Below are 15,538 nucleotides of genomic sequence, written 5' to 3'. Positions count from 1 at the left end.
AGGGTGTGGTGCGGCCCAACGGAGGCTCAGCGCACGGGGGCGAGCGCGTCGAGCGCGTCGAGCAGCCGGTCCAGCTGCTCGTCGGGGCCGAGCGAGACCCGCAGGTAGCCGGGCAGGCCGAACCGGCCGGCGTCGCGGACGAGGATCCCGTACCGCTCGGCGAGCACGTGCTCGGCGGCCGCGGAGTCGGGCACGGCGACGGCGACGAAGTTGGTGACGGAGGGCAGCGAGCGGCGGCCCCGGGCGGCGAGGTCGGCGCGGAAGCGCTCGCGCCGCTCGGCATTGCGGCGCACGGCCCGCGCCAGGTGCTCGGGGTCGGTGAGCGCGGCGACGGCGCCGGCCTGGGCGGCCCGGTTGACGCTGAACGGCATGGTGCCCTGGGCCTCGCGCAGCCGGGCGATCAGGTCGGCCCGGCCGACCGCGTAGCCGATCCGCAGCGCGGCCAGCCCGTACGCCTTGGAGAAGGTGCGCAGCGAGACCACCGGGGCGCCGCGGTCCAGGTAGTCGCGCAGCTGCGGGGTGCCGGCCGGGGTGAACTCCAGGTAGGCCTCGTCGACCACCAGCGGGGTGCCGGTGCGCTCGGCGGCGGCGACCAGCAGGTCGAAGCGCTCGCGGGAGAGCAGGGCGCCGGTCGGGTTGTGCGGGTTGCACAGGTAGCCGATGCCGGCGCCGGCCAGCGCCTCGGCGAAGCGCTCGGCGTCGGTCTCCGTACCCGCGAGCGGGATCTCGGTGCAGCCGCGCCGGGCGGTCTCCAGGCAGATCCGGTAGCCGGGGAAGGTGCCGGCGGTGGTGACGCCGGGCCGGGTGACGTCGCCGAGGGCGAGGGCGGTGAGCAGGACGAGCTCGTCGCTGCCGTTGGCGACGGCGATCTGCTCCTCGGCCACGCCGAGGTGCGCGGCGAGGGCGGCGGTCGGGCTCTGCCGGGCCGGGTCCGGGTAGATCTCGGTCAGGTCGATGGCGTCGCGGGCGGCGGCGAGGGCGAGCGGGCTGGCGCCGTACGGGTTCTCGCTCAGGTGCAGGCGGGCCGGGGCCGCGGCCGGGGCGGGGGCCGGGGCGGTGGTCACGCCTTGTCGCCCAGCAGGATGCCGAAGCAGTAGCTGCCCGGCTCGGCCTCCTTGGTGAGGAACTGGTGCTCGGCGCCGGCCGGGACGTGCAGCATCGCCGGGGAGCTCAGCTCGTGGCGCTCGCCCTCCACGGTGACGTCGATCTTCGCGCCGCCCGGGTTCGGCGAGACCAGGAAGTAGATCTCGGCGACCTCGTGCCGGTGCGGGTCGGCGACCGGCTTGCCGACCAGGTGGTCGATCGAGCCGCCGGCCAGCTGGAACGGCAGGCCGCCGAACATGTCGGCGGTCAGGTAGAACGGGGCCGGCACGTGGTGGCCGGCCACCGGCAGGAACTGCGGGATGTCCGTACGGACTTCGACGGTCTGCAGGGCGGTGTGCGAGGCGGTCTGCAAGGCTCCACTCCGGGGCGTTCGGCGGGCGGTCGGCGATGCGGTCGACGGGGCGACCGACGCTGCTGCCCGAACGGGCTGCTCGACTGGGGATGCGAGAAGCCTGGCCGATCCCGGGGCCCGGATCGATGTCCGGACGCTGTCATAAACTTGCCTGGCAGCAAGTGACCGCGGGGGGAGCACCATGACCGACCCGGAGACCGGCGGCGCCGCCGAACTGACGCCCGACGCGACCGTCCTGTACGAACAGGCGCTGCGCGACGGCGTGCTGATCGCCGCCGACCGGCGCGACGGACTCCCGCCGGAGCGCTTCGACGCCGCCCTGGCGGCGCTGCTGGAGCTGCGGCTGCTGCACGGGACGGGGCCCGGCCGCTGGGTGCCGGCCAGCCCGGAGGCGGCGGTGGCCGAGCTGGTGGGCCCGCTGGAGCAGGAGATCCACGAGCGGCGGATGCGCGCCGAGCGGACCAGGGCGATGCTGCTGCCGCTGCAGTCCACCTACTTCGAGGCCCGGCGGGACCGCGGCCGGGGCGTGGCGATCGAGCTGCTGCACGACGTGGAGCAGGTCCGCAGCATGCTCAGCGAGGTGTCCCGGGCCTGCTCGGAGGAGGTGTTCGTCAGCCAGCCGACCGCGCTGAGCGAGGAGACGCTGGTCGACAGCCGCCCGCGCGACCTGCAGCTGCTGGACCGGGGCGTGCGGATGCGCGCGCTGTACCCGCACGTGGTGCTGGCCAGCCCGGTGGTGCAGATGCACTTCACGAGGATGTCGGAGGCCGGCTCGGAGATCCGCACCGTCGGCGAGGTGATCGACCGGCTGATCATCTTCGACCGGCGGATCGCCTTCCTGCCCGACCGCACCCAGGACGGCGAGCCGGGCGCGATGGTGATCCGCGAGCCGGTGGTGGTGGAGTACCTGTACCGCACGATGGAGCGGGAGTGGAGCCAGGCCCGCCCGTTCACCCACACCGGCTTCGGCTACGGGGACAGCGGCGACGAGGTCAAGCGCGGGATCGTCCGGCTGCTCGCGGCCGGGCACAAGGACGAGGCGATCGCGCACCGGATGAACATGTCGGTGCGGACCTGCCGGCGGCACATCGCCGAGCTGATGCGGGACTGGGGAGTGGACAGCCGCTTCCAGGCGGGGGTGTTCGCCTCCCGCTTCGCGCTGATCGACCGCTGAGGCACCGGAGGGCGGCGGGGTCGGCCGCCGCCCGGTCCCGGAGGCGGGGGGTCAGACCTCGCACTCGGCGGAGGTCAGGGTCCGCTCGCCGTCCGGCCCCTCGATGGTGAAGGTGAGCCTGCCGAGCGCCTGCTCGACGACGGCCAGCATCGCGGCGTGGTCCTCGACGATGCCGGTGACGGAGACCAGCTCGGCGGTCGACACGGTCGGCGGCAGCTGCTCGCCGGGCCGGCTCATCACCGTCGCGCCCTCGACGCCGGGCAGGTCCAGCACCTCCCGCAGGCCGTGCACGGCCTTCAGCAGGCCGCCCTCGCGCGGGGTCTGGACGGAACGGACGAAGTACACCCGGTCGGTGGGCGCGTGGCCCACCTCCACCTTCTCGCCGAGCGCGATCCGGCCGGCCAGCTCCATCGGGTCGAGGCCGCCGGCCAGTTCGGCGAGCCAGGACTGGTAGCCGCCGAGCCGGCCGTTGAGCTCGATCAGCCGGGGGCCCTCGGCGGTGAGCTTGAGCTCGGTGTGGGTGATGCCGGTGCGGATGCCCAGGGCCGCGATGACCTGCGTGGTCAGGGCGAGCGCGGCCGCCCGCTCGGCCTCGTCGATCGGCGCGGGCCAGTACTGCCCGGGCTCGCGGAACGGCGGCAGCAGCGGGTACTTGCCGGTGACCTGCCAGTGGGTGGCCTCGCCGTCGACCACGGCGCTCTCCACCGAGACGTAGTCCCCGAAGGGGCCGCAGTCCCGGCCGCGCAGGTACTCCTCCAGCACCATCGGGCCGGCGTCCGGCCCGGTCAGCAGTTCCTCGGCGAGGCGGGCGCCCGCGGCCTCCTCGGTGATCAGGTGGGTGTCCCGGCTGCCCTGCCCGGTGGCGGGCTTGAGCACGGCGGGCAGGCCGACCTCGGCCAGCGCGGCCGGCCAGTCGGCGGGGCCCTCCAGCCGGGCGGAGCGGACGGCGTCCACGCCGTGCTCGCGCAGCCGGGCGCGCATCGCGTACTTGTCGCGCAGCAGCCCGACCGTCTCGACCGAGTGGAACGGCAGGCCGAGCCGCTCGGCGAGTTCGGCGGCGTCGCCGAGGCAGGTCTCGCTGAAGGTGAGCAGCGCGTCGGGGCGGTGGCGGCGCAGCTCCTCGGCGGCGACGTCGTGGTCCGGGTCGAGGTCGACGACCGTGGCCAGTTCCTCGATCAGCGCGCGGTTGAGCTCGGTGTGCTCGGACCGGCGCAGCGCCATGAGCACGTCGCCGAGCGGTTCCAGGTGGTCGACGATGGTGAGCGGGCTCACCGCGCCCAGGTCGTAGACGACGGCGATGACGGGTCGGTCTGCCACGGTGGTTGGTCCTTCGGGTTGGGCGGGCGGACGGTTCAGGCGACGGCCTGGTCGGCCTCCGGGGCGGGGCGGATGCCGGAGAGCAGGGTGGCCAGGGCCGGGGTGGTGGTGGCGGTGCGGGTGGCGGTGGTGTCGAACAGGTGGCGGGCCGGTTCGACGCCGTGCACCTCGGCCTCGATGGCGCGGTGCTCGGCCCAGCGCTCCCGGGTGAGCCGGTAGCGGTCGCTGACCGCCCGCTCGCCGCGCACGGCGTTGGTCTGGCTGCCGTCGTGGACGAAGCCGAACTTGCGGCAGACCGCCTGGGAGGCGTCGTTGCCCTGCCGGACGACGGACAGCGCCTGGTCGGCGCCGAGGCCGGTGAAGGCCAGTTCCAGGCTGGCGGCGCGGGCGTGGCCGCCGAGGCCGGAGCCCTGGTGGCGCAGCCCGAGCCAGGAGGTGAGCAGCACCTCGCGGGTGGTGCCGAAGTCGATCGCGCCGAGGCTCTGCGAGCCGACGACCTCGCCGTCGTGCACCACGACCAGGTAGAGCGTCCAGTCCTCCGGGGTCCATTCGGCCATCGCCCGCCAGTGCCGTTGCAGCACCCGGCGGGTGACGGTCTCCCGGTCGCCGTCCGTCCACTGGGAGAAGAACGGCATGAAGCCGGGGGCGTGGACGCCGGCGGCGGCCTGGTCGGCGAGCTGGTCGAGGTCGTCGGCGGTGGGGTACCGCAGCTCGATCCGGGAGGTGCGGACGGAGAGGCCGTGCAGCGGCCAGTTGCGCATGACGAGTTCCAGGGTTCGGGGGTCAGCCCGCGGCCGGGGCGGCGGCGAGGAGGGCGGGTTCGGCGGCCGGCTCCGGGGCCGGTTCGGCGCCCGGTTCGGCACTCGGGCGGTCGAGGGCCGGGCGCAGTACGGCGCGCAGCCGGACGGACACCGCCGCCACGGCCAGGCAGCCGGCGATCAGCACGGCCATCAGCGGCAGGCCGCGGGCCCAGGGCAGGGTGGCGCCGGCCAGGGCCGGGCCGGCCACCGAGCCGGTGGAGACGGCGACCGACAGCAGGGCGTTGACCCGGCCGCGGACGTGGTCCTCGGCGAGGTCGTTGAGCAGCGCGGTCAGCACCGGGAAGACCAGTGCCTCGCCGAGCGAGAGCAGCACCACCCCGGCCAGCGCGGTGGCGAGCGCGCCGCCGCCGTGCCCGAGCCCGGCGACCGCGACCAGCGCCCAGGCGACGGCCCAGCAGGCGCCGCTGACGGCCAGCACGGTGCTGCGGCGCAGCCGCTGGACCTGCTCGCCGAGCAGGATCTGGGCCAGCACGGCGACCACGATGTTGAGCGCGAAGGCGCCGGACAGGCCCTCGGGGCCGAGCGCGCCGTTGCCGGTGAGGTAGCCGGGCAGGCCGGAGCGGAACTGGCCGTAGCTGACCAGCGAGCACATCGTCAGGGTGCCGAGCAGCACGCCGAGGTGGCGGGCCCGGAACACCTCGCGGTAGCCGCCGGACGGCTTCGCGTCCTCGTCCGGGCCGTCGTCCTCGCCGGCGGCCCGGGGCAGCAGCAGCCGCAGTGCGGCGGCGGCGACCAGGAAGGTCAGGCCGTCCGCGAGGTACAGGGCGGTGAACCGCCCGGCGCCCGCGCCGGCCGCGACCAGGCCGCCGACCAGCACGCCGAGGCCGGTCATCGCGTTGAACACCGCGTAGTCGGCGGAGAAGGCCAGGCCGCGCTCGCGGGCCGAGGCGGCGCCCGCGTACAGGAAGCGCAGCACGGTGCCGACGCCGCTGATGCCGAGGCCGTAGACCACGGCGGCGGCCAGCGCCGGGGCGGGGCCGGTGGCGAAGGCGTACAGCGCGGTGCCGAGGCCGGCGATCAGCATCACCAGCGAGACGACGGTGCGCTGCGCCAGCCGGTCGAGCAGCGCGCCCCAGGCCAGGCCGCCGGCGACGGCGGTGGCGGCCTGGACGGCGAGGGTCACGGCGGGCACCCAGGCGGGCAGGCCGCGGACCTGCTGCAGGTAGATCCAGAGGAAGGGCAGGACCAGGCCGCCGCCGAAGGAGTTGACGGCGTTGACGGCGAGGACGGCCCGGGTGCGCGGGGAGAACTCCCGGTAGAGGGCGAGGGGGTTGGTCATCACTCGGCGTCCAGCACGTACAGCCAGGAGTGCGGGGTGCCGAACGGGACGATCTTGCGCGGGCGCAGACCGGCGCCGGCGAACAGCTCCTCGTAGGTCTCCTTGGTGTGCAGCGGGACGCCCATCAGGGCGTGCGCCAGCTCGAAGCCGAGCGAGAAGACCGGCAGGGTGGTGGCGTGCTCGGAGTCCGGGCGCAGCATGGTGTCGCCGAGGACGAAGGTGCGGGCGGCCGGGAAGGCCTCGCGCAGGCGGGTGAAGATCTGCGGGCGGGTGGTCTCGTCGGCGAGCAGGTCGTGCAGCAGGAAGAAGCTCATCACGGTGTCGACCTCGGCGAGGGCGTCGCGGTGCGCCTCGCGGTGGCAGACGTCCAGCACGTCGGTGCGGATGGCCTGGACGCGGTCGGTGAGGCCGGCGTCGGCGATGGTGCGCTGGGCCAGGTCGGTGGCCGGGCCGCTGATGTCCAGGCCCAGGCCGCGGGTGCCGGGGCGCCCGCCGACGACCCGGCTGACCCGGGCGGAGATGCCGGAGCCCAGGTCGGCGATGGTGCCGAAGTCGACCTCGGCGAGCACGTCGTCGAGGGTGCCGACCATGAAGTTGCGGTCGTTCTGGCCGGAGCCGAGGGCGACCATGGCCTCGTCGCGCAGCACGTCGACGCCGAAGGTGCCCTCGCCGTTGGCGAGCAGGTGGGCGCGGCCGATGATGTCGTGGTAGCCGCCGACGCCCCAGGTGAAGTAGCCGCGCATCCGGGCGATCTCCTCGCCGGCCGGGGTGAGGACGACGGTGTCGCCGTCGTTCAGCAGCCGGACCCAGCCGCAGGTGGCGGCACAGCGCAGCACCTCGCGGATGACGCGCTCGCGGGCGCCGGGGCCGGCGGCGGCGACGAAGCGCGGGACGTCGAGGGCGCCGTCGGCGAGCAGCCGGTCGAAGGCGCCGAGGCGGTCCAGGGCGTTGACGATGCCGGCCGCGACGAAGCCGTTGAAGGCCTGGTCGACGCCGATCGGGGCGGGGGCGGCGCCGTGCCAGTCGGCCGGGATCGCAGGGGTGGTCGGGTAGTCCTGAATGATCGTCATGTCTCTTTCCTTTTGAGTGAGTTGTTTTCAGGCGGCGACGGGGTGGGGTGCGTCGCGGAGATCGGGGAGCTCGGTGAGCAGTTCGGTGAGCAGTTCGGTGAGCAGGGCCTCGACGGCCTCGCGGCCGGCCACCGGCTCGTAGGCGGCCAGGGCGAGGGTCCAGTCGGTCCCGTCGCGCTCGCCGGTGTCGAGGACGCAGCGCACCAGCGGGGCGTCGCGCAGCTCGAACGGTCCGGCGGCGACCGCCTCGGCCGGGCGGCCGGGGACGGGCGCGGTGAGCCCGGTGGGGGCGGCGTCGGTGCGGGCGAACCAGCGGCCGCCCTGCTGGGTGAAGACGGTGCGCAGCTTCGGGTGCCGCTGCTGCAGTGCGGTGAACGCGGCGGCCACGGCGGCGGGTTCGGGTGCCGGGCCGGGCCGGACGGCGACGGCGCGGGCGTTGTGTTCGGCCGAGCTGGAGGAGCGCACCAGGTCGTGGAAGAGCCAGCGCTGCTCGTGCGGGGTGAGCGGGCGCAGGCCCCGGGCGGCCGCGGCGGGCTGCTCGTCGGCGGTGGTGCGGCGGAACGGGTAGCCGGGCAGCCGGACCTTGCGGCCGGGGCGGCCGAGGGTGGTGTCGACGTCCAGGCCGCGCCGCCACAGCTCGGCGAGCAGTCCGGCGAGCAGCTCGGAGAACGGGGCGCCGTCCTCGGGGGTGACGCGCAGCCGTTCGGTGGCGCCCGTCCCGGGGTCGGTGAGGTCGACGACCAGGGCGGCTTCGCCGGCGCCACCGGGGCGGTCGACGTCGGCGCGCAGCGCGTCGGCCAGCGCGGTGCGGCCGAGCAGGGCGTCGGCGGCGAGCGCGCCGGTGCCCTCGCCGTGGATCTCCCGGGGCACCACGCCGCGGGCGATCAGCCAGGCGGCCAGCCCGTACTGCACGGCCACCGCCCGTCCGGCGGGCGAGGCGCCGAGCTGCTCGGCGAGCGCCAGGGCCTCGGTGACCTGCGGCAGTTCGGGCGCGCCGGGGAGGGGCTCGGTGAGCGCGCCGAGGTGCAGTTCGACGGCCGGAGCCGCCTGCGGTGCGTCCGCCGGTGCCCCGGCCCGCAGGGCGGCGGCCAACTCGGCGGTGGTGCGCCCGTGGACGGCGTGCCGGGCGGCGAACCGCTCCCGGCCCAGGTGCAGTGTGGCGGCCACGTCGTCCGGGTCGAGGGCGGGTTCGCGTTCCAGCCGTTCGGCGAGCCGGCGGCAGGCCTCGGTGAGCGCGAGCCGGTCGCGGGCGGAGAGCGCGAGCACGCGGGGCGCGTCGGGCAAGGTCATCGGTGTCACACCCTTTCCGGGGCGCTCGGTGAGCTCGGGGCGCTCTGGTGCTGGCGCACCAGGACGTGGGCGTTGGTGCCGCCGACGCCGAAGGAGCTGACGCCCGCGGTGCGCGGACGGTCCTGCGGCCACGGGCGGCCCTCGGTGAGCAGGGCGAAGCGCTCGCCGTGCCGGGTCAGTTCCTCGATCGGCTCGGTGACGCCCGGGGTCGCGGGCAGGTAGCCGTGGTGCACCGCGAGCACCGCCTTGATCAGCCCGGCGATGCCGGCGGCGGTGTTGCAGTGCCCGATCGAGGCCTTGACGGAGCCGATCGCGACCTGCGGGCCGCCGGTGCCCAGGGCCTCGCCGAGGGCGGTGGCCTCGATGGCGTCGCCGAGCCGGGTGCCGGTGCCGTGCGCCTCCAGGTAGCCGACGTCCTCGCCGGTCAGCCCGGCCGCGGCGAGGGCGTCCCGGATCACCCGGGCCTGGCCCTCGACGCCGGGCGCCGAGTAGCCGACCCGGGCGACGCCGTCGTTGTTGACGGCGCTGCCGGGGATCACCGCGTACACCGGGTCGCCGTCGCGTTCGGCGTCGGCGAGCCGGCGCAGCAGCACCGCGCCGGCGCCGAAGCCGCCCACGGTGCCGGTGGCCCGCTGGTCGAAGGGCCGGCAGAAGCCGTCCTCGGCGTACAGGAAGCCGGGGCGGTAGGTGTAGCCGCCGTCCGACTCGGCCAGCGAGACGGCCCCGGCCAGCGCGTAGTCGCTCTCGCCGCGCAGCAGCGAGCGGGCGGCCAGGTGGACGGCGTACAGGCCCGTGGAGCAGGCGGTGTCGAGCAGCAGGGCCTCGCCCCACAGGTCGTGCAGGTAGGCGAAGCGGGAGGCGACGAAGGTCGGGTCGGAGTTGACCACGTCGTCGACCCGGGCCTCGCCGTCGTTCTGGACGAACCGCGGGCAGCCGACGTACAGGCTGGTGCCGTGCGCGATGTCGCTCAGCCGCAGCGAGGCGTCCTCGACGGCCGACCACAGCACCTCGTGCAGGACGCCCTGCTGCGGGTCGCCGTGCTTGACGTCCTCGGGGGCGAAGCCGAGCAGTTCGGCGTCGAAGCCGAGGCCGTCCGCCATCATGCCCCAGCGGGCCACCTTGCGGGTGCCGTCCGGGAGTTCGGTGACGACCGGGCCGGGGCCCTGGCTGAAGCAGTCCCGGCCGGCCCGCAGGTTGTCCCAGTAGGCGGCGAGGTCGGGGGCGCCGGCGAAGCGGGCGCCCATGCCGATGACGGCGATCGCGTCGTCGTCGGTGCGCCGACGGGGCCTCGCGGCCGGCCGCGGTGCGGCGGCGGCCTCGCCGCCGCCGAGCAGCCGGGCCTGGGCGCGCGGCGTGGTGTGCCGCAGCAGGTCGGCGACGCCGGGCTTGACGCCGGTGGCCCGGTACAGGCCGTCGCGCAGCTTGACCAGGATCAGCGAGTGCCCGCCGACGTCGAAGAAGTTGCTGTCCGGGCCGAACGGGCGGCCGTCCAGCAGCTCCTGCCAGACCCGGGTGACGGCGGTCAGCGCGTCGTCGTCCGGCTGCCGCCGCTCGCCGAGGGCCGGCACGGCGGCGGGCGCCGGGGCGGCCGGGGCGGCGCCGGGGGCGGGCAGCCGGCGGCGGTCGATCTTGCCGTTCGGGGTGAGCGGCAGCTCGTCCAGCAGCAGCAGGTGCGAGGGGACGGCGAAGCGGGGCAGCACGGCGGCGAGCCGGCCGAGCAACTCCTCGACGGTGGTGGGGCGTTCGAGCACCGCGTAGCCGACGATCTCCTTCTCGCCGCGCCCGTTGATCCGGGCGGTGACGAACCCGGCCCGCACCTCGGGCTGGGCGCGCAGCGCGGCCTCGACCTCGCCGAGCTCGACCCGCTGGCTGCGGATCTTCACCTGGTTGTCGGCCCGGCCGATGAACTCCAACTGGCCGTCCGCGGCCCACCGGACCCGGTCGCCGGTGCGGTAGAGCCGGCCGCCGTCACTGTGGAAGGGGTCGGGGACGAAGCGCTCGGCGGTGCGCAGCGGGTCGCCCAGGTAGCCGCGGGCCACGCCGGCGCCGCCGAGCAGCAGCTCGCCGGGCACGTACGGCGGGGCGGGCGTCAGGGTGCCCTCCAGCACCACGTGCAGCCGGGTGTGCGGCACCGGGCCGCCGATCGGCAGGGTGCGGGCGCCCTCGGGCACCTCGGTGATCGGGTGCCAGGAGGAGGTGAAGGAGTTCTCGGTCGGCCCGTAGCTGTGCAGCAGGGTGCCGGGGCGGCACCAGCGCAGCGCCTTGCGGATGTGCGGGACGGAGATCAGCTCGCCGCCGAAGTACACCCGGCGCAGCGACTGCAGCAGGTCCGGCGCGTCCTCGATGATCCGGTTCAGCAGCGGGGTGGTGACCAGCAGCGTGGTGACGGAGAACTCCCGTACGGCCGCGCGCAGTTCGGTGGGGGCGAGGACCAGCTCCTTGTCCAGGACGGCCAGTCGGGCGCCGTGCGTGAGCGCGCCCCAGATCTCGTAGGTGGCGCCGTCGAAGTTGAGCGGCGACAGGTGCGAGACGGTGTCGTCCGGGCCGAGCGGCACGAAGTCGGGGCGGTGCATCATCCGCAGCACGCCGCCGTGGTGCAGCAGCACGCCCTTCGGCCGGCCGGTCGAGCCGGAGGTGTACAGCACGTTGAACAGGGTGTCCGGTCCGGCCGAGGTGACCGGCGGGACGGCGGGCAGGCAGCGGGCCGCGCGGACGGCGTCCGGCACGGCGTGCACCGGCCGGCCGGTGGCGCGCACCCGGTCCTGCTCGCCGGGCTCGGTCAGCACCAGCGCGGGGCGGGCGTCGTCGAGCACCAGGGCGAGCTGGGCGTCCGGGTAGGCCGGGTCCAGCGGCAGGTAGGCGGCGCCGGCCAGGGCGACGGCGAGCATCGCGGTGACGGTCGGGATGCCGGGGCGCAGCAGCAGGGCGACCAGGTCGTCGGTGCGCACCCCCTGGGTGCGCAGCCAGTGCGCCAACCGGGCGGCGTCGGAGGTGAGTTCGCGGTAGCTGACGGACCGGTCGCGGTGGATCACGGCGGTCGCGTCGGGGGCCCGCTCGGCCTGGGCGAGGACCAGCCCGGGCACGGTGGTGGCGGCGTCGTCGGCCCGGTCGGTGGCGCCGGTGCGGCCGGTGCTGACGGCGAGGCCGGCCAGCAGGTCCAGGCAGGGCGCGTCGGCGCGGCAGACGGCGGCCAGCAGCCGGTCCAGCTGGTCCAGCATCAGGTCGGCGGTGGCCGGGGTGTACAGCGCGCAGTCGTGGTCGATGCGCAGCAGCAGCTCCTCGCCCGCGCCCTCGTCCAGCTCGACCGCGGCGAGGCCGAGGTCGTACTTGGCGGCGCCGCCCTCCAGGTCGAACTGGCGGACGGTCACGGAGGGCAGCCGCCACGCGCGGCGCCCGGCCGGGTGGTGCAGGAAGACGGTGGCGTAGCCGGGCCCGCCGGCCGGGGCGCCGTGGTCGGCCAGCGCCTCCATCGAGTCGAGCAACTGCCCGCCCAGCAGGGCCGCCTGGGCGTCGAAGCCGCGCTCGGGCAGGTAGTCGCTGCGCACCGGCAGGACGCGGGTGAACAGGCCGACCGCGTGCTCGGCGCCGGCCCCGTCGCGCCCGGCGAAGGGCATGCCGAGCACGCCCTCGGACTCGCCGGACCACGCGTGCAGCAGCAGCGTCCAGGCGGTGAGCAGCACGGTCGCGCTGGAGGTGCCGGTGCGGACGGCGACCTCGCGGACGGCGGCCAGCCGCTCGGCGGGCAGCCGGCGCTCGGTCCAGCCGGGCTCGCCGGCGGCGCCGCCGTCCGGGCGGACCAGGTCGGGCAGCGGGGCGAGCACCACCGGGTCGTCGCCGACCAGGGCGTCCCAGTGCGGGCAGCCCTCGCCGGCGGCGGGCGGGGTGGCCAGGGCGGGGGCCGGGTGGACCGCGGTGCCCTCCAGGTGCGCCCGGTAGCCGGTCAGCAGGTCCTGGGTGAGCACGCCCATCGAGTCGCCGTCCGCGACGATGTGGTGGACGGTCAGCACCAGCAGGGCGCCGTCCGGGTGGGCGAACAGGTCGGCGCGCAGCAGCGGCGCCGTCCCCGGGTCGAGCGGGCGGGCGGCGGAGGCGGCGCCCTCCCGTAGCGCCGCCTCGCGCTCGTACGGGCCGGGCTGGGCGACGACGCCGAGCGGGACGACGGCGCCCGGCTCGGGCAGCACCCGCAGCTCGCCGCCCTGCGCCTCGAACCGGCTGGCCAGCGCCGGGTGGCGCAGCAGCAGGTCGGCGAGGGCGCCGCGCAGCGCGGCCGGGTCGACCGGGCCGTCGAACTCCAGGGCCAGCGGGATGTTGTAGCGGCCGGAGTCCGGCTCGACCTGGTCGGCGAGCCAGATCTCCAGCTGGGCGACGGACGCGGTCATGCCCGGGCCCCGACCGGGACGGCGGCGGTCGCGGTGTCGGTGTCGGAGGCGGCCAGCGCCTCGGCCTGGCCGCGGACGGTCGGGTGCGCGAACAGCAGCTTGATCGGGACGGGCCGGCCCAGCGCGGTGCGCAGGATCTTGCTGATCCGCAGCGCGGCGCCGGAGTGGCCGCCGACGCGGTTGAAGTTCTCGTCGTCGCCGAAGTCCTGGTGGCCGAGCACGGAGGCCCAGGCGTCGCGGACGGTGCCGAGGAGCGGGGTGGCTTCAGGGGTGGCGGTCATGGCGGGGCGGGTTCCTTCCGCACGGAGGAGGTGGTCGGGGAGCGGTCGCCAGGGGTTCACCAGGACGTCCCCCCGACCGGCACGGTCTTGCGGTAGGTGGCGTCCACGGAGTCCCACAGCGCGGGGAAGAGCGTCCGCTCGGACATGGCGCGCAGGGCGCTGATCGACTGGCCGCGCAGGCTGGTCGGCATGCCGGGGCACTCGGCCTCGTCGATGCCGTGCCGGGACTCGGGGTGGCCGCCGAGCTGGCTCCAGACCATCCGCAGGTGGCGCTGCTTCCAGTACACGACGGCGCCGTCCAGCCGGAGCATCGCCTTGCGGACGAGGGCGAGTTCGGCCGCCGCGCGGTCCTCCTCGGCGGGCGCGGCGAGCCGGCCCTGGGCCTCGATCAGGTCCTCGGTGGTCAGGCCGGCGCGGTGCAGCGCGTCCATGAACTCCTGCCACAGCGGCACGGCGGCGCGACGCAGGTTGCGGGCGCCCGGGGAGTCCAGCCCGGTGGTGTTCTCCGGGAAGGTCGCGCGCATCGCCAGCAGGCTGCGCTGCGGCAGGTGCTCGACGAGCACGGTGAGCACGGTCAGCGGGATGTCGCCGACGTCGGCCGCCCGCTCCAGCACCTGGGCGGCCATCAGCTGGTCGCCGGCCCGCATCAGGTCGATCGCCCGGCGCATCTCGAAGTGCATCTCGCACCAGGCGAACTCGGTGATCAGGTGCACGGTCTGGAACAGCCGCTGGTCCGGGTGGACGAGCTCGTTCTCGGGCAGCAGCGCGGAGAGCGCGGTGGTGAGCCGGGTGTCCTCCTCGTAGTTGCTCCCCCGGTCGTACTCGTAGACGAGCAGCCGCTCGTCCTCCTCCGGGTTCATGGACTGCCGGGCGGCGCCGGGCCGTCCGGTGGCGGATCGCTTGCTCATCGGTGGGTGTCTCCGGGTCGGGGTGGGGTGCCGTGCTGCGGGCGTCGGGTGACGGCGGCCGTCAGGCGGCGGTGGTCTCGCGGACCAGCGAGGGGAACAGCCGGTTGGCGATGACCGCCTCCAGGTAGGGCACGCCCTCGGTGGCGCCGGTGCCGGTGCGTTCGCCGATCATGCGGACGGCCAGCCGGTAGTGGGTCTGCTTCCAGCGCTGGTGGACGGACTCCAGCTGGGTCGCGGCGGCGCGCACCGCGGTGGCGTCGGCCTCCTTGAGCCAGCCGCTGTCGGCGACGTCGTGCCAGGTGCCCTGGACGGTCTCGCGGCCCTCCAGCACGGCCGCGCGCACCCGGGGCACCGAGGTGAAGGCGGCGGAGTCGAGCCGGGCCCGCAGCGGGGTCGAGCAGAACGACTCGAAGGTCTTGTAGCCCTCGGACTGGATGGCGCTGGCGCCGTCGGTGAACTGGCGGAAGATCCGGAACGACTCCGGCTGCATCGTGGCCAGCAGCGAGAACAGCGGCAGCGACTCCTTCAGCACGTCCGCGACGGCGGCGACCGCCGGGGCCGCCTCGCCGGGCTCCTCGCCGTGCAGCTGGCGTACGGCGCAGGCCAGCGCGCCGGACATGAAGGTGAAGGTGGCCTCGAAGGACTGCAGCACCCGCAGGAACAGGTACTCGTCGTGCAGCACGTACACCGGCTGGACGCTGGCGGCCAGGGTCAGCCGCTCCTCGTCGCTCAGGGTGTCCCGGACGGCGTCGGCGAGCAGGGTGGGCGCGGTGCGGCCGGGGGTGGCGGCGACCGTACCCGGGTCGACGGTGCCCGGGGCGAGCACCCGCAGTGCGGCCGGCTCCATGACCCGGACGGCGAGGCGCCGGCGCTTGTCCAGCACCCGGGCGTCCGGCAGCATCTCGACCGGGTGCTCGGGGTGGCCGTCCAGGGCCCGCTGCTCGAAGTCGACCAGGTCGGCGAGCAGCAGCAGGACGAGTCGGTCGCGCCGGTAGCGGAGCTTGCGCCAGTCGCCGCTGGGCGGGCGGCGCAGCAGCTCCAGCGCGGTGTAGCTGGGGTAGTCGTAGTGGTCGTCGTACTTGTCCAGGACGACGTCGAGGAAGCGGCCGAGGAAGCTGCCGGGGGCCTCCTCGGGGCCGGCGGCGAGCAGGTCGGCCCGGTGGCGGGTGCGGCAGGCGGCGAGCCGGTCGAGCAGGTCGGGTGCGAGGAAGTGCTTGCCCACGGAGCGCAGGTGGGCGAGCAGGGCGGTGTACGGGAAGGTCCGCTCGGTGCCGGTGCGGCACCAGTCGGCGAGCTCCTCGCCGAGGGCGGCCGCGGCGGCGGCTGCGGCCGGCGCGGTGGGCGTGGCGGCCTCCCGGTGGGCGCCGCTCACTCCCAGCCGGTGTCGCCGGACACCACGGTGGCGGTCGGGCGGGGGGTCGCGAACGCGATCGGTCGCGGGGCGATGCGCATGGGCAACTCGGCTCTCTGGTTCGGGGCATGTTCGGGGCACGGCCGACATACCGGCGGTCGCGGGAGTGGGTGCCGATCCGGGCCTCGGCGCGGTGCGGCCGGGCCGGGGGC

General features: G+C 75.7%; 12 protein-coding genes. 1 reads left to right on the top strand and 11 read right to left on the bottom strand.

Annotated elements, in window-relative coordinates:
- Positions 1-26 precede the first annotated feature (26 nt).
- The gene (locus AB2U05_RS15780) at positions 27-1,064 is read right to left on the bottom strand and encodes a histidinol-phosphate transaminase (protein ID WP_369183517.1); all 1,038 of its coding nucleotides are present in this window, start codon (positions 1,062-1,064) and stop codon (positions 27-29) included.
- Positions 1,061-1,456 carry a cupin domain-containing protein gene (locus AB2U05_RS15775; RefSeq protein ID WP_369183516.1) on the bottom strand — a complete coding sequence of 132 codons (396 nt, stop codon included), beginning with the start codon at positions 1,454-1,456 and terminating at the stop codon, positions 1,061-1,063. Before AB2U05_RS15775 ends, AB2U05_RS15780 begins: the two co-directional genes overlap by 4 nt.
- A 181-nt stretch (positions 1,457-1,637) precedes the next feature.
- Between AB2U05_RS15775 and AB2U05_RS15770 the strand changes: the two genes are divergently transcribed.
- Positions 1,638-2,630, top strand: a complete 993-nt coding sequence (locus AB2U05_RS15770) for a response regulator transcription factor (protein WP_052706645.1) — start codon at positions 1,638-1,640, stop codon at positions 2,628-2,630.
- A 51-nt stretch (positions 2,631-2,681) separates the two neighbouring features.
- Here the strand turns inward: AB2U05_RS15770 and AB2U05_RS15765 are convergent, their stop codons facing one another.
- From AB2U05_RS15765 to AB2U05_RS15725, 9 genes are all read right to left on the bottom strand, one after another.
- A complete protein-coding gene (locus tag AB2U05_RS15765) occupies positions 2,682-3,947 on the bottom strand; it encodes a hypothetical protein (RefSeq protein WP_369183515.1) in 1,266 nt (421 codons plus the stop codon).
- A 35-nt stretch (positions 3,948-3,982) separates the two neighbouring features.
- Positions 3,983-4,708 carry a GNAT family N-acetyltransferase gene (locus AB2U05_RS15760; RefSeq protein ID WP_369183514.1) on the bottom strand — a complete coding sequence of 242 codons (726 nt, stop codon included), beginning with the start codon at positions 4,706-4,708 and terminating at the stop codon, positions 3,983-3,985.
- 22 nt (positions 4,709-4,730) lie between these two features.
- Positions 4,731-6,047, bottom strand: coding sequence for an MFS transporter (locus AB2U05_RS15755; protein WP_369183513.1), 1,317 nt, complete (start codon positions 6,045-6,047; stop codon positions 4,731-4,733).
- On the bottom strand, positions 6,047-7,117 hold the full coding sequence (locus AB2U05_RS15750) for a methyltransferase (RefSeq protein WP_045704410.1): 1,071 nt from the start codon (positions 7,115-7,117) through the stop codon (positions 6,047-6,049). Before AB2U05_RS15750 ends, AB2U05_RS15755 begins: the two co-directional genes overlap by 1 nt.
- Positions 7,118-7,144: 27 nt before the next feature.
- Entirely contained in the window at positions 7,145-8,407 is a 1,263-nt protein-coding gene (locus tag AB2U05_RS15745; RefSeq protein WP_369183512.1) for a hypothetical protein, read from the bottom strand.
- A 5-nt stretch (positions 8,408-8,412) separates the two neighbouring features.
- Complete coding sequence (locus tag AB2U05_RS15740) at positions 8,413-12,786, bottom strand: amino acid adenylation domain-containing protein (protein WP_369183511.1); 4,374 nt, start codon at positions 12,784-12,786, stop codon at positions 8,413-8,415.
- The gene (locus AB2U05_RS15735; RefSeq protein WP_045704404.1) at positions 12,783-13,067 is read right to left on the bottom strand and encodes a phosphopantetheine-binding protein; all 285 of its coding nucleotides are present in this window, start codon (positions 13,065-13,067) and stop codon (positions 12,783-12,785) included. Before AB2U05_RS15735 ends, AB2U05_RS15740 begins: the two co-directional genes overlap by 4 nt.
- A 56-nt stretch (positions 13,068-13,123) precedes the next feature.
- On the bottom strand, positions 13,124-13,975 hold the full coding sequence (locus tag AB2U05_RS15730) for a hypothetical protein (RefSeq protein ID WP_045704402.1): 852 nt from the start codon (positions 13,973-13,975) through the stop codon (positions 13,124-13,126).
- A 61-nt stretch (positions 13,976-14,036) separates the two neighbouring features.
- Complete coding sequence (locus AB2U05_RS15725; RefSeq protein WP_052707747.1) at positions 14,037-15,347, bottom strand: hypothetical protein; 1,311 nt, start codon at positions 15,345-15,347, stop codon at positions 14,037-14,039.
- Positions 15,348-15,538 lie beyond the last annotated feature (191 nt).

Source organism: Streptomyces sp. Y1 (genome assembly GCF_041053115.1).
Lineage (GTDB): Bacteria > Actinomycetota > Actinomycetes > Streptomycetales > Streptomycetaceae > Kitasatospora > Kitasatospora rubellomurina.
This window is presented reverse-complemented; position numbering and strand designations above follow the sequence as displayed.